At 61.1% G+C, this 24,558-nt stretch carries 19 protein-coding genes and 4 tRNA genes; 6 read left to right on the top strand and 17 right to left on the bottom strand.

The window, feature by feature from the left end:
- Positions 1–40: 40 nt before the first annotated feature.
- The 3 genes from PspCFBP13509_RS26110 to leuC are packed head-to-tail and all read right to left on the bottom strand — an operon-like array spanning position 41 to position 2,926.
- Positions 41–805, bottom strand: coding sequence for a class I SAM-dependent methyltransferase (locus PspCFBP13509_RS26110; protein WP_065947093.1), 765 nt, complete (start codon positions 803–805; stop codon positions 41–43).
- 47 nt (positions 806–852) lie between these two features.
- A complete protein-coding gene (leuD, locus tag PspCFBP13509_RS26115; RefSeq protein WP_065925092.1) occupies positions 853–1,497 on the bottom strand; it encodes a 3-isopropylmalate dehydratase small subunit in 645 nt (214 codons plus the stop codon).
- A gap of 10 nt (positions 1,498–1,507) precedes the next feature.
- Positions 1,508–2,926 (bottom strand): 3-isopropylmalate dehydratase large subunit, encoded by a 1,419-nt coding sequence (leuC, locus tag PspCFBP13509_RS26120; RefSeq protein WP_027604068.1) that lies wholly within the window; start codon positions 2,924–2,926, stop codon positions 1,508–1,510.
- 140 nt (positions 2,927–3,066) lie between these two features.
- Between leuC and PspCFBP13509_RS26125 the strand changes: the two genes are divergently transcribed.
- Positions 3,067–3,957 carry a LysR family transcriptional regulator gene (locus PspCFBP13509_RS26125; protein WP_065925091.1) on the top strand — a complete coding sequence of 297 codons (891 nt, stop codon included), beginning with the start codon at positions 3,067–3,069 and terminating at the stop codon, positions 3,955–3,957.
- Between the two features lie 66 nt (positions 3,958–4,023).
- Positions 4,024–7,302, top strand: coding sequence for an EAL domain-containing protein (locus PspCFBP13509_RS26130; RefSeq protein WP_065925090.1), 3,279 nt, complete (start codon positions 4,024–4,026; stop codon positions 7,300–7,302).
- Positions 7,303–7,305: 3 nt separating this feature from the next.
- Here the strand turns inward: PspCFBP13509_RS26130 and PspCFBP13509_RS26135 are convergent, their stop codons facing one another.
- The 13 genes from PspCFBP13509_RS26135 to uvrB all read right to left on the bottom strand — a co-directional run bounded on the left by PspCFBP13509_RS26135 (position 7,306) and on the right by uvrB (position 18,820).
- Positions 7,306–8,562 carry a hypothetical protein gene (locus PspCFBP13509_RS26135; protein WP_065925089.1) on the bottom strand — a complete coding sequence of 419 codons (1,257 nt, stop codon included), beginning with the start codon at positions 8,560–8,562 and terminating at the stop codon, positions 7,306–7,308.
- A 70-nt stretch (positions 8,563–8,632) separates the two neighbouring features.
- Positions 8,633–9,589 (bottom strand): hypothetical protein, encoded by a 957-nt coding sequence (locus tag PspCFBP13509_RS26140; protein ID WP_137212882.1) that lies wholly within the window; start codon positions 9,587–9,589, stop codon positions 8,633–8,635.
- Positions 9,590–9,686: 97 nt separating this feature from the next.
- The gene (locus PspCFBP13509_RS31390) at positions 9,687–10,982 is read right to left on the bottom strand and encodes a hypothetical protein (protein WP_161985739.1); all 1,296 of its coding nucleotides are present in this window, start codon (positions 10,980–10,982) and stop codon (positions 9,687–9,689) included.
- A gap of 489 nt (positions 10,983–11,471) precedes the next feature.
- Positions 11,472–12,431: a tRNA dihydrouridine synthase gene (locus PspCFBP13509_RS26150; RefSeq protein WP_137212883.1), complete on the bottom strand. Its 960-nt coding sequence runs from the start codon at positions 12,429–12,431 to the stop codon at positions 11,472–11,474.
- 55 nt (positions 12,432–12,486) lie between these two features.
- Positions 12,487–12,921: an acyl-CoA thioesterase gene (locus tag PspCFBP13509_RS26155; protein ID WP_065925086.1), complete on the bottom strand. Its 435-nt coding sequence runs from the start codon at positions 12,919–12,921 to the stop codon at positions 12,487–12,489.
- Between the two features lie 39 nt (positions 12,922–12,960).
- Positions 12,961–13,794 carry an alpha/beta hydrolase gene (locus PspCFBP13509_RS26160; RefSeq protein WP_137212884.1) on the bottom strand — a complete coding sequence of 278 codons (834 nt, stop codon included), beginning with the start codon at positions 13,792–13,794 and terminating at the stop codon, positions 12,961–12,963.
- A 14-nt stretch (positions 13,795–13,808) separates the two neighbouring features.
- Complete coding sequence (locus PspCFBP13509_RS26165; RefSeq protein ID WP_027604060.1) at positions 13,809–14,348, bottom strand: TetR/AcrR family transcriptional regulator; 540 nt, start codon at positions 14,346–14,348, stop codon at positions 13,809–13,811.
- Positions 14,349–14,530: 182 nt separating this feature from the next.
- A tRNA-Glu gene (locus PspCFBP13509_RS26170) sits at positions 14,531–14,606 on the bottom strand.
- Positions 14,607–14,686: 80 nt separating this feature from the next.
- Positions 14,687–14,762: transfer RNA gene (locus tag PspCFBP13509_RS26175), tRNA-Ala, on the bottom strand.
- 50 nt (positions 14,763–14,812) lie between these two features.
- A tRNA-Glu gene (locus tag PspCFBP13509_RS26180) sits at positions 14,813–14,888 on the bottom strand.
- A gap of 78 nt (positions 14,889–14,966) precedes the next feature.
- Positions 14,967–15,042 (bottom strand) — tRNA-Ala (locus PspCFBP13509_RS26185).
- Positions 15,043–15,189: 147 nt separating this feature from the next.
- Positions 15,190–16,671, bottom strand: a complete 1,482-nt coding sequence (gltX, locus tag PspCFBP13509_RS26190; RefSeq protein WP_065925084.1) for a glutamate--tRNA ligase — start codon at positions 16,669–16,671, stop codon at positions 15,190–15,192.
- Between the two features lie 133 nt (positions 16,672–16,804).
- Positions 16,805–18,820, bottom strand: coding sequence for an excinuclease ABC subunit UvrB (gene uvrB / locus PspCFBP13509_RS26195; RefSeq protein WP_065925083.1), 2,016 nt, complete (start codon positions 18,818–18,820; stop codon positions 16,805–16,807).
- A gap of 342 nt (positions 18,821–19,162) precedes the next feature.
- Here uvrB and PspCFBP13509_RS26200 point away from each other — a divergent pair, with 342 nt between their 5' ends.
- Together PspCFBP13509_RS26200 and PspCFBP13509_RS26205 are read left to right on the top strand one after the other, a co-directional pair.
- Positions 19,163–20,359: an amino acid aminotransferase gene (locus PspCFBP13509_RS26200; protein WP_065925082.1), complete on the top strand. Its 1,197-nt coding sequence runs from the start codon at positions 19,163–19,165 to the stop codon at positions 20,357–20,359.
- 101 nt (positions 20,360–20,460) lie between these two features.
- Entirely contained in the window at positions 20,461–20,670 is a 210-nt protein-coding gene (locus tag PspCFBP13509_RS26205) for a hypothetical protein (RefSeq protein WP_016970937.1), read from the top strand.
- Here the strand turns inward: PspCFBP13509_RS26205 and ptrR are convergent.
- Positions 20,667–21,539 (bottom strand): putrescine utilization regulator PtrR, encoded by an 873-nt coding sequence (ptrR, locus tag PspCFBP13509_RS26210; RefSeq protein ID WP_065947088.1) that lies wholly within the window; start codon positions 21,537–21,539, stop codon positions 20,667–20,669. The two genes, PspCFBP13509_RS26205 and ptrR, sit on opposite strands and share 4 nt — an antisense overlap.
- A gap of 103 nt (positions 21,540–21,642) precedes the next feature.
- Between ptrR and PspCFBP13509_RS26215 the strand changes: the two genes are divergently transcribed.
- Entirely contained in the window at positions 21,643–23,034 is a 1,392-nt protein-coding gene (locus PspCFBP13509_RS26215; protein ID WP_065925080.1) for an aldehyde dehydrogenase family protein, read from the top strand.
- A gap of 73 nt (positions 23,035–23,107) precedes the next feature.
- On the top strand, positions 23,108–24,550 hold the full coding sequence (locus tag PspCFBP13509_RS26220; protein ID WP_137212885.1) for an ATPase domain-containing protein: 1,443 nt from the start codon (positions 23,108–23,110) through the stop codon (positions 24,548–24,550).
- The last annotated feature ends 8 nt before the right edge of the window (positions 24,551–24,558 follow it).

Here is a 24,558-nt window from a genome sequence, read left to right on the forward strand (position 1 = left end):
TCATCGAGCGACCTGCCCGTGGGCAGGTCGGGAAAATTAATCAGCGTTCGGCCCAGACCACCAGCACGTCGGTGCTGAAGGTGCCGTCGGCCTGAATCTCGTAGTAATCGCGCACTTCCTGGCCCATCGCCTGCTGCAGCTGCAGGATCGCGGCGCGCAGCACTTGCGGTGTGCGCATGCGTTCGACCCACGAGGTGTATTCCAGGCGCAGGCGCTGGCGGCTGCTGTTGCGTACGTGCAAACCGGCTTCGCTGAGCTGGCGCATCCATTCGGCGGCGGAGTAGTCACGCACGTGGCTGGTGTCGCGCAACACTTCGACGGTTTGCAGGTAAGTGTCCAGCAACGGGCTGCCCGGTGACAAGACATCGACAAACGCCGCCACGCCGCCCGGCTTGAGCACGCGGCGCACTTCGCGCAGGGCCACGCCGAGGTCGCTCCAATGGTGCGCCGAATAACGGCTGAACACGAAGTCGAATTCGCCATCGGCAAACGGCAGGCGCTCGGCGGCGCCGTTTACGGTGCTGATATTGGTGAGACCGCGATCTTGCGCAGCGGCGGCCACCACATCGAGCATCTGCTGGGATAGATCGTAGGCCACCACTTCCTTGACCAATGGCGCCACATGGAAACTCACATGACCGGCACCGCAGCCCAGGTCCAGCAGTCGTGCACCGCCCTGCCCGGCCAGTTCGGCCTGGAGCAGCGCGAATTCGGTGCCTTGGGCGTGCACGGCACTGCTCAGGTAGGCAGACGCCTGTTCGCCGAATTGTTTTTGCACGACTTGGGTGTGGGCGGTGCTGGTCATGGTGGCATCCTTCAAGGGTTGTGTTGCTGGTACCGGCCTACATCAATTTATGCGTCACGAAACAACCAGGGCTGGCTCACCCGGTGCCTGGCTTCGAACGCGGCAATCGCATCGCCGTCCTGCAAGGTCAGGCCGATATCGTCCAGGCCGTTGATCAGGCAGTGCTTGCGGAAGGCGTCCACCTCAAAGTGGTACACCTTGCCGTCCGGACGGGTCACGGTTTGCGCAGCCAGGTCGATGGTCAGCTGGTAGCCCACATCGGCTTCCACTTGCTTGAACAGTTCGTCGACTTCTTCGTCGGTCAAGATGATCGGCAACAGGCCGTTCTTGAAGCTGTTGTTGAAGAAGATGTCGGCATAGCTCGGCGCGATAATGCTGCGAAAGCCATATTCTTCCAGGGCCCACGGCGCGTGCTCGCGACTGGAGCCGCAACCGAAGTTTTCCCGGGCCAGCAACACACTGGCGCCCTGGTAGCGCTCGGCGTTGAGCACGAAGTCCTTGTTCAGCGGGCGCTTGGAGTTGTCCTGGTAGGCGTAGCCCACGTCCAGGTAGCGCCACTCGTCGAACAGGTTGGGGCCGAAACCGGTGCGTTTGATGGACTTCAAGAACTGCTTGGGGATGATCTGGTCGGTGTCGACGTTGGCACGGTCCAACGGCGCGACCAAACCGGTGTGTTGGGTAAAAGCTCTCATCGGGTTTTCCTCAGATCAATTCGCGAACGTCGATGAAACGACCGTTGACGGCAGCGGCGGCGGCCATGGCCGGGCTGACCAGGTGGGTACGGCCACCGGCGCCCTGACGCCCTTCGAAGTTACGGTTGGAGGTCGACGCGCAATGCTCGCCCGACTCCAGGCGGTCCGGGTTCATCGCCAGGCACATCGAGCAGCCCGGCTCACGCCACTCGAAACCGGCTTCGAGGAAGATCTTGTCCAGGCCTTCGGCTTCAGCCTGGGCTTTAACCAGGCCCGAGCCTGGCACCACGATGGCCTGCTTGATGGTCGAAGCGACTTTGCGGCCCTTGGCGATAACCGCCGCAGCGCGCAGGTCTTCGATCCGCGAGTTGGTGCAGGAGCCGATAAACACGCGATCCAACTGGATGTCGGTGATCGCCTGGTTGGCCTTCAAGCCCATGTACTTCAAGGCGCGCTCGATGGAACCGCGCTTGACCAGGTCGGCTTCCTGCGCCGGGTCCGGCACGTTCTGGTCGACGGCCAGGACCATTTCCGGCGAAGTGCCCCAGCTGACCTGCGGCTTGATCTGGGCAGCATCGAGTTCAACCACGGTGTCGAACACCGCATCGGCGTCTGACACCAGGTCTTTCCAGGCTTCAACCGCGGCGTCCCAATCGGCGCCTTGCGGAGCAAATGGGCGCCCCTTCACGTATTCAACGGTTTTCTCGTCCGCCGCCACCATGCCCACGCGAGCACCGGCTTCGATGGACATGTTGCAAATGGTCATGCGGCCTTCGATGGACAGGTCGCGAATGGCGCTGCCGGCAAACTCGATGGCATGGCCGTTACCGCCGGCGGTGCCGATCTTGCCGATCACGGCGAGCACGATGTCCTTGGCGGTCACGCCGAACGGCAAGGTGCCTTCGACACGCACCAGCATGTTCTTCATTTTCTTGGCGACCAGGCACTGGGTGGCGAACACATGCTCCACCTCCGAGGTGCCGATGCCGTGGGCCAGGGCGCCAAACGCACCGTGGGTGGAGGTGTGGGAGTCGCCGCAGACCACGGTCATGCCCGGCAAGGTGGCGCCCTGCTCCGGGCCGATCACGTGGACGATCCCTTGACGCACGTCATTCATCTTGAATTCGGTGATGCCATATTCGTCGCAGTAGTCGTCGAGGGTCTGCACCTGCAAGCGCGACACGGTGTCGACAATGGCGTCGATCCCGCCCTTGCGCTCCGGGGTGGTCGGTACGTTGTGGTCCGGGGTGGCGATGATCGAGTCGACGCGCCAGGGCTTGCGCCCGGCCAGCCGCAGGCCTTCGAACGCTTGGGGCGAGGTCACTTCATGGATGATGTGACGGTCGATATAGATCAGCGACGAGCCATCGTCGCGCCGTTTCACTTCATGGGAATCCCAAAGCTTGTCGTAAAGCGTTTTGCCGGCCATCAGTCGGTCCTCATCAGCGGTGTTTCTATGCGCCGGGCTTTTCAATAACCCTTTGGCTTGTGAGGCTGATGGTATGGCGCTACATTAAATAACTCAAATTCATATTTTTTATGCTTTGGATTACCAACTGGAATACACCCATGGACCTGGCCAACCTCAATGCCTTTATTGCCATCGCCGAGACCGGCAGCTTCTCAGGTGCCGGTGAACGCCTGCACCTGACCCAACCGGCCATCAGCAAGCGCATCGCCGGCCTGGAACAGCAATTGAAGGTACGACTGTTCGATCGCCTGGGCCGTGAAGTCGGCCTGACCGAAGCCGGCCGGGCCTTGCTGCCGCGCGCTTATCAGATTCTCAACGTGCTGGACGACACCCGCCGCGCCCTCACCAATCTCACCGGAGAAGTCAGCGGCCGCCTGACCTTAGCCACCAGCCACCATATCGGCCTGCATCGTTTGCCTCCGATCCTGCGTACCTTCACCCGGGAATACCCGAATGTGGCGCTGGATATTCAGTTTCTCGATTCGGAAGTGGCCTACGAAGAAATCCTCCACGGCCGCGCCGAAGTGGCAGTGATCACCCTGGCGCCCGCCCCCCATCACCTGGTACGCGCCACCCCGGTGTGGGACGACCCGCTGGATTTCGTGGTGGCGCCGGAGCACAGCCTCACCGGCAACCGCGACGTCAGCCTGGCCGATATTGCCGGCCACCCGGCGGTTTTCCCTGGCGGTAATACCTTTACCCACCATATTGTCAGCCGACTGTTCGAGGCCCAGGGCCTTACGCCGAACATCGCGATGAGTACTAACTACCTGGAAACCATCAAGATGATGGTCTCCATCGGCCTGGCCTGGAGCGTGTTGCCGCGCACCATGCTCGATGATCAGGTGGCGAGTATCGCTTTGCCGGGCATACAACTCAGTCGCCAGCTAGGCTATATCGTGCACACCGAAAGGACGCTGTCGAACGCTGCGCGGGCGTTCATGAGCCTGTTGGATGCACAGGTGGATCTGCCAGTGATACCGGTATGACGCCGTGCGGCCCCAGGTTGTGAATAAAACCGCGCTGTTTGCCCATCGAGCCAAGGCCCTTTGATAATGCGCAACCCTGTCGACCCTCTGCCTCCCCTGCCCCGTATCTACGCCCTGGACCCCCAGCAGGCGGAACAAAGCTGGGACAGCGCCCCGCAACTGCTGGCAGCCCTGAATGCTGCCCGGCTGGGCGCGTGGTGCTGGGAAATCGACACGGGCCGTATCAGCTGGTCACGGGGCACCCAGGCGCTGTTCGGCTTCGACCCGCGCCAACCACTGCCCAAGGACCTGGACTACCTCGACCTGCTGGCGCCCTCGGATCGCTCCCGGGTGGTGCGAGCCTTTCATGCGGTACTGGCCGGCGAGCCGTTCGAGCAGGCCATGCACCATCACATCCAATGGCCGGACGGCACCCATCACTGGTTGGAGATCAACGGCAGCCTGGCACCGGACAAGGCCGGTCGGCGCCGCATGATCGGCGTGATCCGCGAGACCACTCGCCAGCGCGAGCGTGAGCACGCCCTCAGCCATTCCGAAAAACGCTTCGCCACGCTGTTTCACCTGTGCCCGAACATGGTGTTGTTGACCCGCCAGTCCGACGGCCTGATCAGCGAAGCCAACCAGTATTTCGAGATGCTCTTCGGCTGGCCGGTGGCCGATGCCATCGGCCGCACCACCCTGGACCTGGGCCTGTGGAGGCACCCCGAACAACGTGCGCAGCTGGTCCTGGCCACCCAGCGCAAGGGTGAACCCATCACCATGGAAGTGCAGTTCTGCGCCAGCAACGGCCAGATCCACGATGGCACCCTCAGTGCACAAAAGGTCGAACTGGAGGGCGAGGCTTATTTGCTCAGCACCTTTCTCGACACCACCGAGCGCAAAAACGCCGAAAATGCCCTCAAGGACAGCCAGGAGCGCCTGGACCTGGCCCTGGACTCGGCGCAACTGGGCACCTGGGACTGGCATATCCCCACCGGCATGCTCTACGGCTCGGCCCGCGCCGCTCAACTGCACGGCCTGCCACCCGAGCCCTTCCATGAATCCTTCGAGGCGTTTTTCGAGGGCATGCCCAGGCAAGAGCGCGAGAACATGCGCAACGCTTATCGCACCCTGCGCGAAGGCCCGGCCGGCAATTACCAACTCACTTACCGCGTGCCAGTGGAAGACGGCAGCTCGCGCTACCTGGAAAGCCGCGCCCGCCTCTACCGCGACGAGCAAGGGGCGCCGCTGCGCATGGCCGGCACCCTGCTGGACATCACCGACCAGGTGGAACGCGAACAACGCCTGACCGCCTCCGAAGAAAAGTTCGCCAGCCTGTTCCAGGCCAGCCCCGATCCCATCTGCGTCACCTGCCTGGACAGTGGCGGGTTCATCGAGATCAACCCCGCCTTCACCCAGACGTTTGGCTGGACGGCGGCCGAGGTGATCGACAAGAGCGCCGAGCAGATCGGCCTGTGGGACGAGTCAAGCAAGCGCCTGCAGCGTATCGAACAGGTGATTCGCGACCAGGCGTTGAGCAATGTGGCCATCGTGGTGCACCACAAGAACGGCCAAACCCTGACCTGCATGATTTCCAGCCGGCTGATCAAGGTGGGCGACCAGCCGTGCATCGTCACCACCTTGCGCGACATCACCCAGCAACAACGCTCGGAGGCCGCGCTGAAGGCCAGCGAGGAAAAATTCGCCAAGGCCTTCCATTCCAGCCCCGACGCCATCTCCATCACCGAGCGCGACACCGGCCGTTATGTGGAGGTCAACGATGGCTTCTGCCGCCTCACCGGCTACCGTGCCGAAGAAGCCATCGGCCTGACGCTGTACCAGATCGGCATCTGGGCCGATGAAAACCAGCGTTCCGCCTTGTTGGCCGAATTGCAGATCAAAGGGCGCATCCCTCACCTGGAAATGCTCTGGCACAACAAGCGCGGCGACGTATTGGCGGTAGAAGTCTCGGTCGAGCCGATCACCCTCAATGAAACCCCGTGCCTGCTGCTGACCGCGCGGGACGTGAGCCTGCTGAAAAACGCCCAGGCGCAGATCCGTCACCTGGCCTATCACGACCCGCTGACCAACCTGCCCAACCGCGCGCTGCTGATGGATCGCCTGAGCCAACAGATCGCCTTGCTCAAGCGCCATAACCTGCGCGGTGCCCTGCTGTTTCTCGACCTCGACCATTTCAAGCACATCAACGATTCCCTCGGCCACCCGGTGGGCGACACCGTGCTGAAAATCGTCACCGCGCGCCTGGAAGCCAGCGTGCGCATGGAGGACACGGTGGCGCGCCTGGGCGGCGATGAGTTCGTGGTACTGCTCAGCGGCCTGGATGGTACGCGCACTCAAGTCAGCACCCAGGTGCAGGAACTGGCCGATACCCTGCGCGAATTGCTTTCGGAGCCGATGTTCCTCGATGGCCATCGCCTGCAGGTCACGCCAAGCATCGGCGTGGCGTTGATTCCCGACCATGGCACCACCCCGGCGGACCTGCTCAAGCGCGCCGACATAGCCCTGTACCGGGCCAAGGATTCGGGGCGCAACACCACGCAGATGTTCCACAACAGCATGCAAAAGGCCGCCAGCGAGCGCCTGCGCATGGAAACCGACCTGCGCCTGGCCCTGTCGCGCGGCGAGTTCAGCGTGCATTACCAGCCCCAGGTGGATGCGCGCGGCAACAAGATCGTCGGCGCCGAGGCCCTGGTGCGTTGGCAGCATCCGCAGTTGGGCGCGCAGTCGCCGTCCGAATTCATCAAGGTCCTGGAAGACAGCGGCCTGATCCTCGAAGTGGGTACCTGGATCCTCGATGAGGCCTGCGCCGCCTTTGCACAGCTGATTGCCGAAGGCTTGGTGGACCCGTTGAATTTCAGCCTGTGCGTGAACATCAGCCCCCGGCAGTTTCGCCAGAACGACTTTGTCGAACGGGTGGAGCGCAGCCTCAAGCGGCATCAACTGCCCTGCAACCTGCTGAAACTGGAAATCACCGAAGGCATCGTGATTCAGAACCTGGACGACACCGTGGCGAAGATGCGCCGCCTGAAAAAGCTCGGTGTCAGTTTTGCCATGGATGACTTCGGTACCGGCTACTCATCGCTGACGTACCTCAAGCGCCTGCCGGTGGATGCACTGAAGATCGACCAGTCCTTCGTACGCGACGCGACCCATGACCCCAACGACGCCGAAATCATCCGCGCCATCGTGGCCATGGCCCGCAGCCTGAACCTGACAGTGATTGCCGAAGGCGTGGAAACCCCGGAACAACTGGCATTCCTGCAAAAGCTGGGCTGCCATTTGTTCCAGGGGTATTTGCACAGTCGGCCACTGCCGATCGAAGGATTTCGGCGGTTGTTGGGCTAGCCCTTACACCAGCTTCAACGCAGTGAGCGTTTTGCGCCGCCAGGGCGACTCGTTCAAGGCGTACTTTTGCCCATACAGGTCCAGCATCCCTTTGACGACCACCACGGAATGCCAACCGTCTGCAATCGTACCGATTGCACCGTTGACCAACTCCTCGACAGTGCCGTTACGGATGTAACCGAACAGGCCCAGGCGCTGGAGAGCCTCACCGGGGTATTCGCCATCGTTGAGGGTTTCCAGGGCCGCCGTAAAGCTTCTCCCCGCACGGAAATCGTTGTTCTCCAACTGCGCCCGCTTGGCGCTGCAGGCATAGAGGAAGTTGGCGTAATCCAGCAATACCGGGTTGCTGCCATAGAAGTTCGACGCGGCGGTAGCCTGCCTCAGTTCCTCATGGCTCAAGCGCAACCGGAAGCCATCACGCATGGTCACTTCGCATCCGGCTGGCGTTCTGTAGATGGCCGTGTAGATGCCTTCGGGGAAACGGGTGATAGCCGCCTTGATCGCCGACACCGTCACGCAATTGCCCTCCACACCTTGATAAAAACCGCTCCAGATATCGGCGTGCCGGATACTTTCCGATACCTGAGCCAGGCCCCTGTCACGCTGCGGTGGCGTCTCACGATCATCAAACAGCACATAACCGTAACCTTCGCCGTGCGTGTGATTGGCGCCGCCCACCACGAGCGCCGCTCCGAAGTCATGGGTCTGGCGGACCCAGGCCAAATCCCTGCCGACCATGTCGCGAGCGGCAACCCATCGCGACAACCCATACACGCCCATTCCCTCCAGGCAACGCTTGCTTGTCTCGCCCTCAAGGGTCTTCGCCAGGGCGGCGTCGAACGTCGCGTAGCCGCCCAGTTGCTGCTTGCGCTTTACAAAGGCCGCCAACATGAAGTTGGCGTGCTTCAGCGCATCAGGGTCCTGCCCTGTGAACCTTGACGCCCGGGTGACCTGCTCAAGCTCTGCCTGGGACACATGCACCCTGTATTGATCCTTCATGGTGACGGCATAACCTTCACCCGCTTGGGTTACCTGCTGGAAAACATCGGAGGGACGCGGGCCGAGGGTCATCATCATCAGTTTGATAACCGCCACGTGAGTACTGCAGTCCCTATTTTCGCCGAATCGACGCTCGGCGGCTGCGAATGCATTCACGGGCCCATCAAGGCTCATCCCGGCCCCGGAGCGGACAATACTTGAACCATGCTCAGGCAGCCGTTTTGCCATGACCGTGCGATGCCCCTCAATCAAAGTGTTCATCGGACTGCTCACTCAAGGCTGGACGAAAACGTACAGCCAGGGCACTGGCCGCACCTCTTGCACGCGCACATCACACCAATGCGATGGCATCCCCACGGGTCGGCGCGGAACCCTGGCGCCCATACATCTCTTCGCGGCCATTGATCACCGCCACGGAATGGAAGGCTCGATTGCACATGCCCAGTTGCCCCCTGGCGAGATCTCGCACACTCACCCTCTTCATGTGCTTCCTGAGGCCCAGACGCAGGAAACCCTCGCCTGGCCCAAACTCATCCTCCCCATTGTTCAAGCTTCTCACTCCGGCGAGATAACTGCGGCTCGCCCAGCCGTCGTTGTTTTCCATCTGTGCACGCTTGGCACTGACGGCGAACAGGAATTGCGCGTCCTTGAGCATGCCTTTATCGCGGCCGATAAAACGCGAAGCCGCGGCGCCAATTTTTAACTCTTGATCCGTCAAGTTAAGTACAAAATCATCGCGCATCGTCACCCGGTAACCATCACTTGTCTTGCTCACCTCTTTATAGATATCCGTTGGACTTTGGCCGAACTTGTACATGGCTGCCTTGATGGCCGATACCGTGACACAGTTACCATCCGGGCCTTGACGAAACCCACTCCAGATATTGTCAGGTTTTGCGCCATTACGTTTATCCGACAGGTTCGGTATAGGCACATACTGTTTGGGTTGCGGCTCCGGCGGCACGACGGGCTCGACGGTCGGATTTACCTGAGGGCGCGGCGTACTATCGGGAACCAACTTATCCGTTTTACTCGTTAGAAGATTAAATAACTGCGTAAAAAACGAAGTGAACAACGTAATAACGCTGGCAGCCGGATCTGGATCGGCTCCTATCGCCGCCTGACCGCGTGGCCCGCCTGCGGTAACAGATGCAGCGCCTGTGCCAAACTCGATAGATTTAAATCGATAGGAAGGTGCAGGTTCGTTGACGGCCGCCGGCAAGTTTCTGTTATACGCCAGACGAACATTCACTACGCGCGCAATATTATGAATCGAACAATACGACATGGTGTTCACTCCACTTTCTGAGTATTTCTCCAAGCGCTGTGCCGCCCGGAGAAACACCGTTTTATTTATCCAAGAAGTTTCGACGCAATGGCAGGAATCAGTTTCCTAACCGACGACGGTTGATAAAGGCCCACCCCTTGAAGTCAGTCTCATTTTCAGCCGGGCCAGGACTGGTGACGTCCGCTTCGGGCTTTGGCTGATCGGGAATATCCTTCTGCCTGTTATCGGTCGAGGTCAGGGTGTTTGTGTCAGGTCGCGGTGTAGTTCCGGGCAGGGGCGTCGATTCAAGCCGGTGCAGCGCGCCAGGATGGATGCCTGAAGACTTGGCTTTGGAGGGTGGTGTCACCTTGGCGTCAGGAGCCTTGGTGTCCGGCACCTTGGTGTCCGGCACCTTGGCGTCCGGCACCTTAGCGTCCGGCACCTTGGTGTCCGGCACCTTGGTGTCCGGCACCTTGGTGTCCGGCACCTTGGCGTCCGGCACCTTAGCGTCCGGCACCTTGGCGTCCGGCACCTTGGCGTCCGGCACCTTGGCGTCCGGCACCTTGGTGTCCGGCACCTTGGCGTCTGGCACCTTGGTGTCCGGCACCTTGGTGTCCGGCACCTTGGTACCAGGCAACTTGGTGTCCGGCAGCTTCGTATCCGTCGCCCTGTTGTCCGGCATCTTGGTGTCGTGCCGTGGAGTCACGTCGAGCCTGTGCACCGGGTGAGCATTAAGCCGTACCTCAGGCCTGATGGGCGGCACCTTGGCGTCGGGTTGTGGAGTCACCCCGGGGGTGGGCACCGAAGGAGGATTGACCCGTCCTCCGTCGCGCTCCACATGGGTATCAGGACAGTGACAATTGCCGATATTGAGTTCCACCTTGACCTGCGCATTCGAGTCGTTGCTCACGTTGACACGGGGCACAGGGACCGACTGAAGCGTCCCTTTGTCGACTTTCACTGTCAGCTGATTCGTCGTATCCGATGTAGCCCTGGGCGTTGTGCCTGGTTCCCCCTTCACTTTCAATTGGGTCGCCAAGTCCGGGGTGGTCCCCGGCAACTTGGCTGGTTCCGCCTTTGCTTTCAACTGGGTCGTCATATCCGGCGTGTGCTTGGGTGTTTTATCGGAATGTGTGGTCAGGGCAGGCGTCATGTTTCTCACCGACACCATCTCACGCATGGTTTTGAAGACTTGCTCAAGCATGTCGAACAATTTTGAAAATGCTCCGGCGTTGATCATCATTTCACCGTGAGGCGCTCGGGCGACGTCAGGCCGAAGCGCAGGCGAAATCCATACTGGATCCGCCTTGGAAGAACTCAGCGGTTCATTGGTTTTAAGAGGTGTCGATGGCAGCAAGTGGTGACGCGGGGTCTCAACCTTTACAGAGGGTGAACCATTAATCGAGATGGACATAAATACGCTCCTTAGTGGGCGCCCCTCCCCGGCGGTTAACACCAGGAGTGGCGATAGGATTTATAGATACTGGAAAACAACAGCGCTGCCTTACAGTCCCTACTTCGTGGAGCGTGAGACTATCGAGTTCCAGAAATCGCGCCTCACATAAGGAAACCAACGCGAACTTTCAGACTTTACCCCATGGTCATTCCAAGAAAACCTTGATTCATCGCACACCGGCGCCGCACTAACAGACATACCCACTCATAAAGTGCTGGACATGCAATTAAGAGACATAACTGAACACACCACTAATAGTTGAACTGTGATAATTCACACGCACAGAACATCCACCCGCAATCATCAAAGCGTCGCAGGAACAGTCACCAAAACATGCAGAATGATTCAGTCATTATCCAAAGACTTTTAAACGCAGAAGGCTCCTTGTCTTTCGACAAGGAGCCTTCTGTGAAACATATCAGGCGTTCGACACAGCGCTTTAAGAGGTCAGGCTGCGACCGGAGTATCCATCCCCAACAACCGGCTGACCTGCTCCAGTTCGGTCTCGCGGCGCAACGCGGTAAACAGCGCGACAGCTTCGGGGTAGTTGCGCGTCAGCATTGCCAGCCACTGCTTCAACCGGCCAGGGGCCTGGCGCTCGGTCAACTGTGCGACCGACTGGGTCCAGAAGTCCTGGAGCATGGGTTGCATTTGCGCCCAGGTCATTTCCACGACGTCTTCGCCTGCACGCGCGGCGGCGATTTGCCGGGCCAGGTCCGGGCGCGCCACCAGGCCGCGACCGAGCATAATGTCTTCGACACCACTGATCTCCCGACAGCGCCGCCAGTCTTCGACGCTCCAGATATCGCCGTTGGCGAACACCGGCACCTTGACCACCTCCTGCACACGCGGAATCCACTCCCAGTGGGCGGGCGGTTTGTAGCCATCGGTCTTGGTACGCGCATGCACCACGATATGCGCCGCACCGCCTTCGGCCAGGGCCGTGGCACACACCAGCGCGCCATCCGGGCTGTCGAAGCCCAGGCGCATCTTGGCGGTCACCGGGATATGGGCAGGCACGGCACGGCGCACGTGTTCGACGATCCGGTTGAGCAGCTCCGGCTCTTTGAGCAGCACCGCACCGCCGCGGGATTTATTGACGGTCTTGGCCGGGCAGCCGAAGTTCAGATCGATCACCTCGGAACCCAGCTCGCAGGCCAGGGCGGCGTTTTCCGCCAGGCATACCGGGTCGGAACCGAGCAATTGCACGCGCAACGGCACACCGGCTGCGGTGTGGGCGCCGTGCAGCAGTTCCGGGGCGAGCTTGTGGAAATACGCGGGGGTGAGCAAGCGGTCGTTGACGCGGATGAACTCGGTCACGCACCAGTCGATACCGCCCACGCGGGTCAACACGTCCCTCAGGATGTTGTCGACCAACCCCTCCATGGGCGCCAAAGCAATTTGCATGGAAAACACTCAACAAAAATCGTGGCGCAGTTTACTGGGTTTCCCGCGGCAACCGTTAACCCCCTGTCAGGGCGGGACCATAACCGTCGAGAAATTCGGCCGGCATGCGCTTGGGCCTGCCGCTGGACAATTCGATGCAGACAAAGGTGGTGTGAGCCCGCAGCAAGGTGGCACCGTCACGCGGGCGTACCAGCTGGAAACGACGGGTCATCTTCAGGCGCCGGTCCCAATCGACGATCCAGGTGGCCAACTGCAACTCGTCGCCTTCGTAGCCTGCCGCGAGGTAATCGATTTCATGGCGCACCACGGCCATGGCACGGTCCAGGCGGCGGTACTCGGTGAGGTCCAGCCCCAGACGCTGCGAATGGCGCCAGGCGCAGCGCTCGAGCCAGGACACGTACACCGCGTTATTGGCGTGCCCCAGGCCGTCGATGTCTTCAGGGGCGACCTGCAGATCGATGATAAACGGCGTTGCCAAATCCCAGCCCATGCCTTGCTCCAGTCGATTGATGTCGGCGGGAGCAGTGTATCAGGCGGTTTGCCGGTCCTGTAGACGACGGCCGGCCAACAGCGCCAGTACGCCCTCGATCACCCGGGGATCGGCCAGCACTTTCTGGTGCCCGCCCTGCTCCAGGCGCAGCAGGCGGCTGTCGAACCAGGCTTCGTGGATGGCTTGAGATGCCTTGACCGGAACAAAGGTATCGTCCTCGGCGTGCACGACCAGGCCAGGGATGTTCATTTGGTAGTGCGCCACATCCAAGTGCTTGAGCGGCATTCCGAACGTCAGCTCCACCTCCTGGATAAACGCCGAGCGTGCCCGCGCCGGCAGACCGACCATCGTGGTAAAGCCGCGCAGCACATCCAGGAAGCGCGACGGTGCGGCGATGCTCACCAACGCCTCGGTACGCAGCCCCAACTGCACTGCCAGCATCGCACTGGCGCCGCCCATGGAATGCCCGATCACGGCGTGCAGCGGCGGCAGTTCGGCAGCCGCCTCCAGCATGGCTCGGGCGAACAGCAGCACGTGAGCTTCCCGTCCCGGCGAACGACCATGGGCCGGACCGTCCAGGGCAATCACGGAGTAACCGTTGCCTACCAACGCGGTGATCAAGCTGGCGAACTGGGTTGGCCGGCCTTCCCAGCCGTGCATCAACAACACCGCAGGGCCTTGGCCCCAGCGCAGGGCCGACAGGCCGAAACGCAAGGTGATGCGCTCCGATTGCGCCAGCAGCGGCAGCTCCCAGTCACGTGGCGGCAGGTCGCGCGGCGTCATGAAGGCACGCCGCATCTTGTTGGCCACGGTTTGCGGTGCCAGGTGTCCAACGGTGCCGTTGAAGCGACGAATCCAGGTTAACGCGCCCATCCTCGCACCCTCTTCTAACGCACAGCCGACTTGGCCGCGCGTAACACTCGGTCCGACAACTCGCCCGGCCCCAGGGCACGCGCCAAGGCCAGCCCGCCGATCATCAACGCCATATCAGCCAAGGCTTTGTCAGTGTCTTCGGGACTCGCGGCAAGCTGGGCCGCCATCAGTTCCACATGCTCGCTCAGCGCCTCGCGGAAGGCGTCCGGCAGCCGCGCCATCTCGCCCACTGTGGCCGGTATCGGGCATGCCTGGACTGTTGAATCGCGGTGCTTGCGTGACAGATAAAACGCCGCCACCAGGCCCCTGCGCTCTTCTCCCGTCAGCTGTGCGTCCATATCGTCGATAGATGCACGCCGCCGCGCCAACAACTGGGTGAACGCCTCCAGCATCAAGGCGTCCTTGCTTTCAAAGTGTGCGTAGAAGCCACCGACGGTCAGCCCCGCCGCGCCCATGACTTCGCCCACACTAGGCTCGGCCGGACCACGCTGGGTCAATGCAGCGCTGGCGGCTTGCAGAATACGTTCGCGGGTTTGCGCTTTTTTATCGCTCATCGTTGCCTCCGACTTTCATGGGTTGAATATTATTACCATAATAATATTTGGCAAGCGACAAGCATGACCACTGGTCAGCAAAGCAAAGGGAATGGGGGGAGAGAATTGGCCAAACGCCAGACAAACAAAAGGGCCATTCAATAATTGAATGACCCTTAAAAATCCCGCAGAGCGGGTAATCGTGGCGTCCCCTAGGGGACTCGAACCCCTGTTACCGCCGTGAAAGGGCGGTGTCCTAGGCCACTAGACGAAGGGGACACAAACCTTCTATACACCTGATCAGCGCTGAGAACTGATCTGATTCAAGGACGGTGTGGCCAGACCTTGAACCTGTAAATTGGTGGAGCTAAACGGGATCGAACCGTTGACCTCTTGCATGCCATGCAAGCGCTCTCCCAGCTGAGCTATAGCCCCGGATTTTTCGCCTCGCGGCGCAGCAGACCTTTCGAACTGCTTGTTGAAACTGGCGTCCCCTAGGGGACTCGAACCCCTGTTACCGCCGTGAAAGGGCGGTGTCCTAGGCCACTAGACGAAGGGGACAAAACCTTCTGTACAACTGACCAGCGCTGAGAGCTGATCGATTCAAGGACGGTGTGGCCAGACCTTGAACCTGTAGATTGGTGGAGCTAAACGGGATCGAACCGTTGACCTCTTGCATGCCATGCAAGCGCTCTCCCAGCTGAGCTATAGCCCCTCATCGGTGAGGACGGGGCGAATCTTAATGGCGGTTTGGAAAGGTGTCAAATTTATTTTCAACATTTTCCAAAATTTTTTGCCGGGATAACAATCACTTACCGACGAAACCCCGGAAAACCTGGGTTTCGTCGCTGCAATGGACTGCTTAAGCGATAGCGCCCAACAGCTTTTCCCACTCTTTGTTTTCTTTCTTCGATACACCACCAAGCAAATCAAGGGCTTGGCGCAGGCGGAAACGGGTCAGGTCCGGGCCGAGAATTTCCATCGCATCCAGCACCGACACCGAACTGGCCTGCCCGGTGATCGCGGCAAACATCAGCGGCATGGCATCGCGCAATTTCAACTCAAGGGATTCCACCACCGCCTGGATCGTCGCAGTGATCGCATCCTTCTCCCACTGGCGCAGGCTTTCCAGCTTCCACAGGATCAGTTGCATCAACTGGCGCACCTGATCGCCCGAGAGCTTCTTGGATTCGAACAGCCTGGTATCCGGGTTCACACCACCGGCAAAGAAGAAGCTGGCCAACGGGGCAACCTGGCTGAACGTCTCCACCCTGCCCTGCACCAGTGGCGCGATCTTCATCATGTATTCAGGGTTCAGCGCCCATTGCTGCACGCGGCTGGCGAATTCTTCCACCGGCAGATCACGCAGCCACTGGCCATTGAGCCACGAGAGTTTCTCGATATCGAAGATCGGCCCGCCCAGCGACACGCGGGACAGGTCAAAGTTATCGACCATTTCCTGCAGCGAGAACTTCTCACGCTCGTCCGGCATCGACCAGCCCATGCGGCCCAGGTAGTTGAGCATCGCTTCAGGCATGAAGCCCATGCGCTCGTAGAACGTCACCGAGGTCGGGTTCTTGCGCTTGGACAGCTTGCTCTTGTCCGGGTTACGCAGCAGCGGCATGTAGCACAGCTGCGGTTGTTCCCAGCCGAAGTATTCGTAGAGAAGGATCAACTTCGGCGCCGATGGCAGCCATTCTTCACCCCGCAATACGTGGGTGATGCCCATCAGGTGGTCGTCGACCACGTTGGCCAGGAAGTACGTCGGCAGGCCGTCGGTCTTCATCAACACCTGCATATCCATGCGGTCCCACGGGATTTCGACATCACCGCGCAGCATGTCCGGCACCACGCACACGCCTTCGCTCGGCACCTTCATGCGGATAACGTGAGGTTCACCGGCGGCCAGGCGGGCAGCCACCTCCTCTTTCGACAGCAGCAATGCGCGGCCATCGTAGCGCGGGGTTTCGCCACGGGCCTGTTGCTCCGCGCGCATCTGGTCGAGTTCTTCAGCGGTGCAGAAGCATGGGAACGCATGGCCCATGTCGACCAGTTGCTGGGTGTACTGCTTGTAGATGTCGCTGCGCTCGCTCTGGCGATACGGACCGTGCGGGCCGCCTACGTCCGGGCCTTCGGCCCAGGTAATGCCCAACCAGCGCAGGGCATCGAAAATCTGCTGTTCCGACTCACGGGTGGAGCGCAGTTGGTCGGTGTCCTCGATCCGCAGGATGAATTCACCGCCGTGCTGCTTGGCAAAGCAGTAGTTGAACAAGGCGATGTAGGCAGTGCCGACGTGGGGATCCCCAGTAGGCGATGGCGCGATGCGCGTGCGGACGGTGGTCATGGCAGGTCTCGAATGGGCGATATAACTGAAATTGAAACAAGGGGCGAATGGTAACAGCCTGGGTGATTTCTGGAAAACCGAGGCGCAGCCATCGGGGGCAAGCCCCCGATGAGGCCAGTCTAGTCACCGCAGATCAGACAGCCAGCAACCGCTCACGCAACTTGCCAATCTCATCCCGAGTCTGCGCCGCAGCTTCAAACTCCAGGTCCCGCGCCAACTGGTACATTTTCTCTTCCAACTGGCGAATCCGCTTGGTGATCTCACTCGGCGAGCGCAGTTCGTTTTCGTACTTGGCGCTTTCCTCGGCGGCCTTGGCCATGCCCTTGCGCTTCTTGCTGCGCGAGCCCGGCACGGTGGCGCCTTCCATGATGTCGGCAACGTCCTTGAACACGCCTTTGGGCGTAATGCCGTTTTCCAGGTTGAAGGCAATCTGCTTGTCGCGACGGCGTTGCGTCTCGCCAATCGCCCGCTCCATGGAACCGGTGATGCGATCCGCGTAGAGAATCGCCCGGCCATTGAGGTTACGCGCCGCACGACCGATGGTTTGGATCAGCGAGCGTTCAGAGCGCAGGAAGCCCTCCTTGTCTGCATCGAGGATTGCCACCAGCGACACTTCCGGCATGTCCAGGCCTTCGCGCAGCAGGTTGATGCCCACCAGCACATCAAAGGTGCCCAGGCGCAGGTCGCGGATGATTTCCACGCGCTCCACGGTGTCGATGTCCGAGTGCAGGTAACGCACGCGCACGCCGTGGTCGGCGAGGTAGTCGGTCAAGTCTTCGGACATGCGCTTGGTCAGCGTGGTGACCAGCACCCGCTCTTCCAGGGCCACACGTTTATGGATCTCCGACAACAGGTCATCCACCTGGGTCAGCGCCGGGCGGATTTCGATTTCCGGGTCGACCAGGCCGGTGGGACGCACCAGTTGCTCGATCACACGGCCGGCATGCTCGGCCTCATAGTTGCCCGGCGTGGCCGACACAAAGATGGTCTGCGGGCTGATGGCTTCCCACTCGTCGAAGCGCATCGGCCGGTTATCCAGTGCCGACGGCAGGCGGAAGCCGTACTCCACCAGGGTTTCCTTACGCGAGCGGTCGCCCTTATACATCGCGCCCACTTGCGGCACGCTGACGTGGGACTCGTCGATCACCAGCAGTGCGTCGTCGGGCAGGTAGTCGTAGAGGGTCGGCGGCGGCGCGCCGGACTCACGGCCCGAGAGGTAGCGCGAGTAGTTTTCGATGCCGTTGCAGTAGCCCAGCTCGAGGATCATCTCCAGGTCAAAGCGCGTGCGTTGCTCCAAACGCTGGGCTTCCACCAGCTTGTTGTTGGCGCGCAGGTACTCCAGGCGCTCGGCCAGCTCGACCTTGATACCCTCGATGGCGCCCATCAGGGTTTCGCGCGGGGTCACGTAGTGGCTTTTCGGATAGAAGGTGAAGCGCGGCAGCTTGCGGATCACTTCGCCGGTCAACGGATCGAAGGCCGACAGGCTCTCGACTTCATCGTCAAACAGCTCGATGCGGATCGCCTCCAGGTCGGATTCGGCCGGGTAGATGTCGATCACATCGCCACGCACACGGAAGGTGGCGCGGGCAAAATCCATGTCGTTGCGGGTGTACTGCAGGCTGGTCAGGCGGCGCAGCAGCTCGCGCTGGTCGAGTTTGTCGCCGCGGTCGACGTGCAGCACCATCTTCAAATAGGTTTCCGGGCTGCCCAGGCCATAGATGCACGACACCGTGGTGACGATGATCGCGTCCTTGCGCTCCAGCAACGCCTTGGTCGCCGACAGCCGCATCTGCTCGATATGGTCGTTGATCGACGCATCCTTCTCGATAAAGGTATCGGAGGACGGCACATACGCTTCGGGCTGGTAGTAGTCGTAGTAGGAAACGAAGTATTCCACCGCGTTGTTCGGGAAGAACGCCTTGAACTCGCCGTACAACTGCGCGGCCAAGGTCTTGTTCGGGGCCAGCACCAGCGTGGGGCGGTTGATCTGCGCAATCACGTTGGCGATGCTGAAGGTCTTGCCCGAACCGGTCACCCCGAGCAGCGTCTGGTGCGCCAGGCCGGCCTCGATGCCTTCGACCATCTGGCGAATGGCCTCGGGCTGGTCGCCGGCAGGTTCAAAGCGGGTGACTAGTTGGAAATCCGACATAACGTACCTCTTGAAGTCACCCCAGACTGTAAACCCGTCGGGGACGAAAAAGACCACAACCCGCGAAGTTTCAGAGCGGGTCGTAGGAAAAAACCATGATAGCTGTAGAAGTGGTGGCGAATGTGACGGGTTTCAAGGCAATCGTCCTGTCTGCCGTGGTTGATCAATGTTGCAATAAGACTAACGGTCGGCAAATAAACCGAAAAACTTGGCCGAAAAGCCGTTTCGGTTGTCGCCCTCAGCGGTGATGGCCTCTATACTAGCTCCCCGTTTGTGCACCGCTCTAGTGCATTCGGCTGGAGCGCGACACGTCCCTCCCTTCCCCCATAGAGCTGCCGCAAAATGAGCCTGTTCTCCGCTGTCGAAATGGCACCACGCGATCCAATCCTGGGCCTCAACGAAGCATTCAACGCCGATACACGAACCACCAAGGTTAACCTTGGCGTGGGCGTTTACTGCAACGAGGAGGGGAAGATTCCACTCTTGCGTGCCGTTGCCGAAGCGGAAGCCATTCGCGTGGCGCAACACGCCGCCCGTGGCTACTTGCCGATCGACGGCATCGCCGCCTACGACAAGGCCGTGCAGACCCTGCTGTTCGGCGCTGAATCGCCACTGCTGAACGCTGGCCGCGTCACCACCGTACAAGCGGTAGGCGGCACCGGCGCCCTGAAGCTGGGTGCAGACTTCCTCAAGCAATTGCTGCCAGGCGCCGTCGTTGCGATCAGCGACCCGAGCTGGGAAAACCACCGCGCCCTGTTCGAAACCGCCGGTTTCCCGGTGCAGAACTACCGCTACTACGACGCCGCCACCCACGACGTGAACCGTGCCGGCCTGCTCGAAGACCTCAACGCCCTGCCGCCCCAGTCCATCGTGGTGCTGCACGCCTGCTGCCATAACCCGACCGGCGTCGACCTGAGCCCGGCCGACTGGCAGAACGTGCTGGACGTGGTCAAGGCCAGGAACCTGGTGCCGTTCCTCGACATGGCCTATCAGGGCTTTGGCGACGGTATCCACGAAGACGCCGCCGCCGTGCGCCTGTTCGCCGAATCGGGCCTGACCTTCTTTGTCTCCAGCTCGTTCTCCAAGTCGTTCTCCCTGTACGGCGAGCGTGTGGGCGCGTTGTCCATCGTCGGTGACTCCAAGGAAGAAAGCGCGCGCATCCTGTCCCAGGTCAAGCGCGTGATCCGCACCAACTACTCCAACCCGCCAACCCATGGCGCAGCGATTGTTGCCGCGGTGCTGAACAGCCCTGAGCTGCGCGCCCAGTGGGAAGCCGAACTGGCCGAGATGCGCCTGCGCATCCGTGGCATGCGTGAGCAGATGGTTGCCGAGCTGGCCAAGGCTGCTCCGGGCCACGACTTCAGCTTCGTCGGTCGCCAACGCGGGATGTTCTCCTACTCGGGCCTCACCGTTGAGCAAGTCACCCGCCTGCGCAGCGAGTTTGGTATCTACGCGCTGGATACCGGGCGTATCTGTGTGGCAGCGTTGAACCAGTCGAACATTGCTGCGGTAACAAAGGCGATTGTTCAGGTTCTATAAGCCTGACGGCGTTATACGAAGGGGGAAGCCGATGGCTTCCCCCTTTTTATTGGCGAACCCACTAGACTGAACCCTGATTGCCCCTTTGCTGTGAGAGCCCTATGAGAAACGACGACCTGGACCTGCGCGCCGACCGCGACGAACTGCACGACTACACCCCGCGCGCGCCCCAAGCCAAGCGCCAGAAAAGCCTGGTACTGCAAGTGGCGCTGGGGGTGTTCCTGGGCGGTTTGGCGTTGTGGCTGGTGCAATTGGGCGCGACGGCAATCATGGCCAAGCTGGCCATGGGCACCTTCCAGTTTGGCGGCTAGGCCGACGCCACACCCTGCTCTTCCAGCAACTTCACAAAACTGTTCAAACTCTGCGACACCGTCCCACGGCGCCAGATCAGCCAGGTATGCAGGGTGCGAAAACTGTCCGTCAGCGGCCACACGCTCACCGTGGTAAACCCCGGCATGCTTTCGAGCATGCTGCGTGGCATCAGCGCCAGGCCGGCCCCGGCGCTGACGCAGGCGAGCATGCCGTGGTAGGACTCCATCTCGAAGATCCTCCCCGGCACCGCGCCGTCCTGTGCGAACCAGCGCTCGAAATGGTGCCGGTAGGAACAGTTGGAGCGAAAGGTGTAGATGCTCTCCCCGTTCACATCCTGCCCTCGCGTGATCGGACCGTGGTGCAACGGCGCAATCACCACCATCTCCTCCTCGAACACCGCCACGCCTTCCAGGGTGGCATGCAATACCGGCCCATCGACGAACGCCGCCGCCAGCCGTCCCGACAACACGCCCTCGATCATCGTGCCTGAAGGCCCGGTGCTCAGGTCCAATTCGACCTTGGTGTGCTTCTGGTTGTAGGCCGCGAGCAGCGCCGGGATGCGCACCGCCGCCGTGCTTTCCAGGGAGCCGAGAGCAAACGCGCCCTGGGGCTCCTCCCCCGCCACCGTCGCGCGGGCTTCCTGCACCAGGTCGAGAATACGCCGCGCATAGCCGAGGAAATTCCATCCGGCGGGCGACAGGCGCAGGCGACTCTTCTCGCGGATAAACAACTCCACGCCCAAATCCTGCTCCAGTTGCTTGATGCGCGTGGTCAGGTTCGACGGCACCCGATGAATCAACTGCGCGGCGGCGCTGATGCTGCCTTGCTCGGCAACGGCCTTGAAGATTTCCAGCTGCACCAGATCCAAGTCATTCTCCAATCGTGAACGTATTGCTCAATATTATTCAGTTTCCAGAAAACATGCATCCCCGTAGGCTGAACCCATTCCACTCATTCAGCCGGACGGTGCCATGAACGCTATTTCTCACCAGACCCACGCCCTGTCGATCAACCCCGCCACCGGCGAAACAGTCGGCAGCTACCCCTACGAAACCGCGTCGCAACTGGACGCCGCCCTCGACCGTGCCACCGCCGCCTTCCGCACCTGGCGCCGCCAGCCGGTCAGCCAGCGTGCCGAATTGCTGCTGGCCCTGGCCGGCGCCCTGCGCGATCAAGCCGAAGAAATGGCGCAGATGATCACCCTGGAAATGGGCAAGCCCATCACCCAGGCCCGCGCCGAAATCGAAAAATGCGCCCAGCTCAGCGAGTGGTATGCCGCCCACGGCCCGGCCATGCTAGCCCCGGAACCCACCCTGGTGGACAACGGCAGCGCCCACATCGAATACCGCCCGCTGGGCCCGATCCTCGCCGTGATGCCGTGGAACTTCCCGGTATGGCAAGTGCTGCGTGGCGCCGTGCCGACCCTGCTCGCCGGCAATACCTACGTGCTCAAACACGCGCCGAACGTGATGGGCAGCGCGTACATGATGAAAGCGGCGTTGCAGAAGGCCGGATTCGCTGAAGGCCTGTTCGAAGTGATCAACGTGACCCAGGACGGCGTATCCACCGCCATCGCCGACCCGCGCATCGCCGCCGTCACCCTCACCGGCAGCGTACGCGCCGGCATGGCCATCGGCTCCCAGGCCGGCGCTGCGCTGAAGAAGTGCGTGCTGGAACTGGGCGGCTCCGACCCGTTCATCGTGCTCAACGACGCCGACCTCGACGCCGCCGTGCAGGCCGCCGTCATCGGCCGCTTCCAGAACAGCGGCCAGGTCTGCGCCGCCGCCAAGCGCCTGATCATCGAAGCCGGCGTGGTGGACGCCTTCACCGCCAAGTTCGTCGAAGCCAGCCGCGCGCTGGTGATGGGCGACCCGACCTCGGCCAGCACCTACGTCGGCCCGATGGCGCGCTTCGACCTGCGCGACGAGTTGCACGGCCAGGTCCAGGCCACCCTGGAAGAAGGCGCCACCCTGCTGCTGGGCGGCCACAAAGTTGCCGGTGTCGCCAACTACTATGAGCCGACCGTACTGGCCGACGTCACCGACCAGATGACCTCGTTCAAGCAGGAACTGTTTGGCCCCGTGGCGTCGATCATCACCGCCCGCGATGCCGACCACGCCGTGGCCCTGGCCAATGACAGCGAGTTCGGCCTCACCGCCAGCCTCTTCACCACCGACCCGGCCAAGGCCCGCGACATCGCCAACCAGCTGGAAACCGGCGGGATCTTCATCAATGCGTTCAGCGTGTCCGACCCTCGGGTGGCGTTTGGCGGCGTGAAGAAGAGCGGGTTCGGGCGCGAGTTGTCGCATTTTGGCCTACGCGAATTCTGCAATGCGCAGACCGTATGGCTGGATCGCAAGTAGCAGCAGTGAACAAATGGCGTTAGCATTCTGTCCACTCGGCTTAACAGCATGTTTTTAGGGTCAGGATCGCACTGTGGAAAAGCTAAATCGCCTTCAAAGCGGAATCGAAGGGCTGGACGCTCTGCTCAAGGGAGGGCTGGTGTCTGGGGCGTCCTACATCATTCAGGGCCGCCCCGGCTCAGGTAAAACCATCCTTGCCAACCAGCTGGGGTTTCATCACGCGCGCAATGGCGGCCGAGTCCTGGTTGCCACGCTGTTGGCGGAATCCCACGACCGCCTTTTCCAGTTCCTCTCTACCCTGAGCTTTTTTGACGCCTCCCGTGTCGGCGCCGAAATCCAGTTTGTCAGCGCCTTCGACACCCTGGAAAACGAAGGCCTCGACGAAGTGGTCAAGCTGCTCAGGCGTGAGATCAGCAGGCAGAGGGCCACCGTCATGGTGGTGGACGGCTTGTTGAACGCGCGTTCCAAGGCCGACTCGCCGATCGACACGAAAAAATTCATTTCAGAACTGCAAGGGCATGCCGCCTTCGCCGGTTGCACGGTGTTGTTCCTCACCAGCTCACGCCTGGATGACGGCAGTCCCGAGCACACCATGGTCGATGGCGTGATCGAAATGGGTGAGGAACTGTTCGGCACCCGTTCCGTGCGCCGTATCCAGTTGCGCAAGACCCGCGGCAGCGGCGCGCTCACCGGCCTGCACGAGTGTGAAATCAACGACGACGGCCTGGTGGTGTACCCACGCCTGGAAAGCCTCTATGGCCGCCCGTCCGCACCCGACAGCGCCGACCTGACGCGCATCGCCAGCGGTATCGGCTCGTTGGACGGCATCCTCGGCGGCGGGCTGCACAGTTCCAGCGTGACCCTGGTCATGGGGCCGTCGGGCATTGGCAAGACCACCCTGGGCCTCAAGTTTCTCTCGGAATCGACGGTAGACGCTCCCGGCCTGCACTTCGGCTTCTACGAAAGCCCTCAGCGCCTGCGGCTCAAAGGCCAATCCCTGGGCATCGATATCCAGGAGATGGAAGACAGTGGCGCACTGACCATCGCCTGGCAGCCCACCACCGAAGGCCTGCTGGACGGGCTTGGCGCGCGATTGCTGCGCCTTGTCGAGGAAAAGGGCATCAAGCGCCTGTTCATCGACAGCTTGAGCGGCATGACCCGCGTCTCCAACAACCCGGCACGGATCACCGACTTCTACAGCGCACTGATGAACGAACTGCGCGCCAAGGGCGTCACGGTCTTCGCCACGTGGGAGATGCATGATCTGTTCGGCTCGGAGGTCACTTCCCCCGCGTCTGAACTGTCAAGCATTGCCGACAACCTCATGCTTATGCGTTTCTTCGAGATTCAGTCTGAACTTAGAAGGACGCTTTCCATTCTTAAGGTCAGAGACAGCTTTTATGACCCCTCATTATTAGAGGTGGTGATCCGTGACCAAGCCGTTGACTTAAGAAAGGTTTCAACAAATGCCCCCTCAGTTGCATCCAATTCAGCGCTGCCTGGTTCAGCTTTTTAAGTCTTTGG

Source organism: Pseudomonas sp. CFBP13509 (assembly GCF_005233485.1).
In the GTDB taxonomy this organism is placed as follows: Bacteria; Pseudomonadota; Gammaproteobacteria; order Pseudomonadales; family Pseudomonadaceae; genus Aquipseudomonas; species Aquipseudomonas marginalis.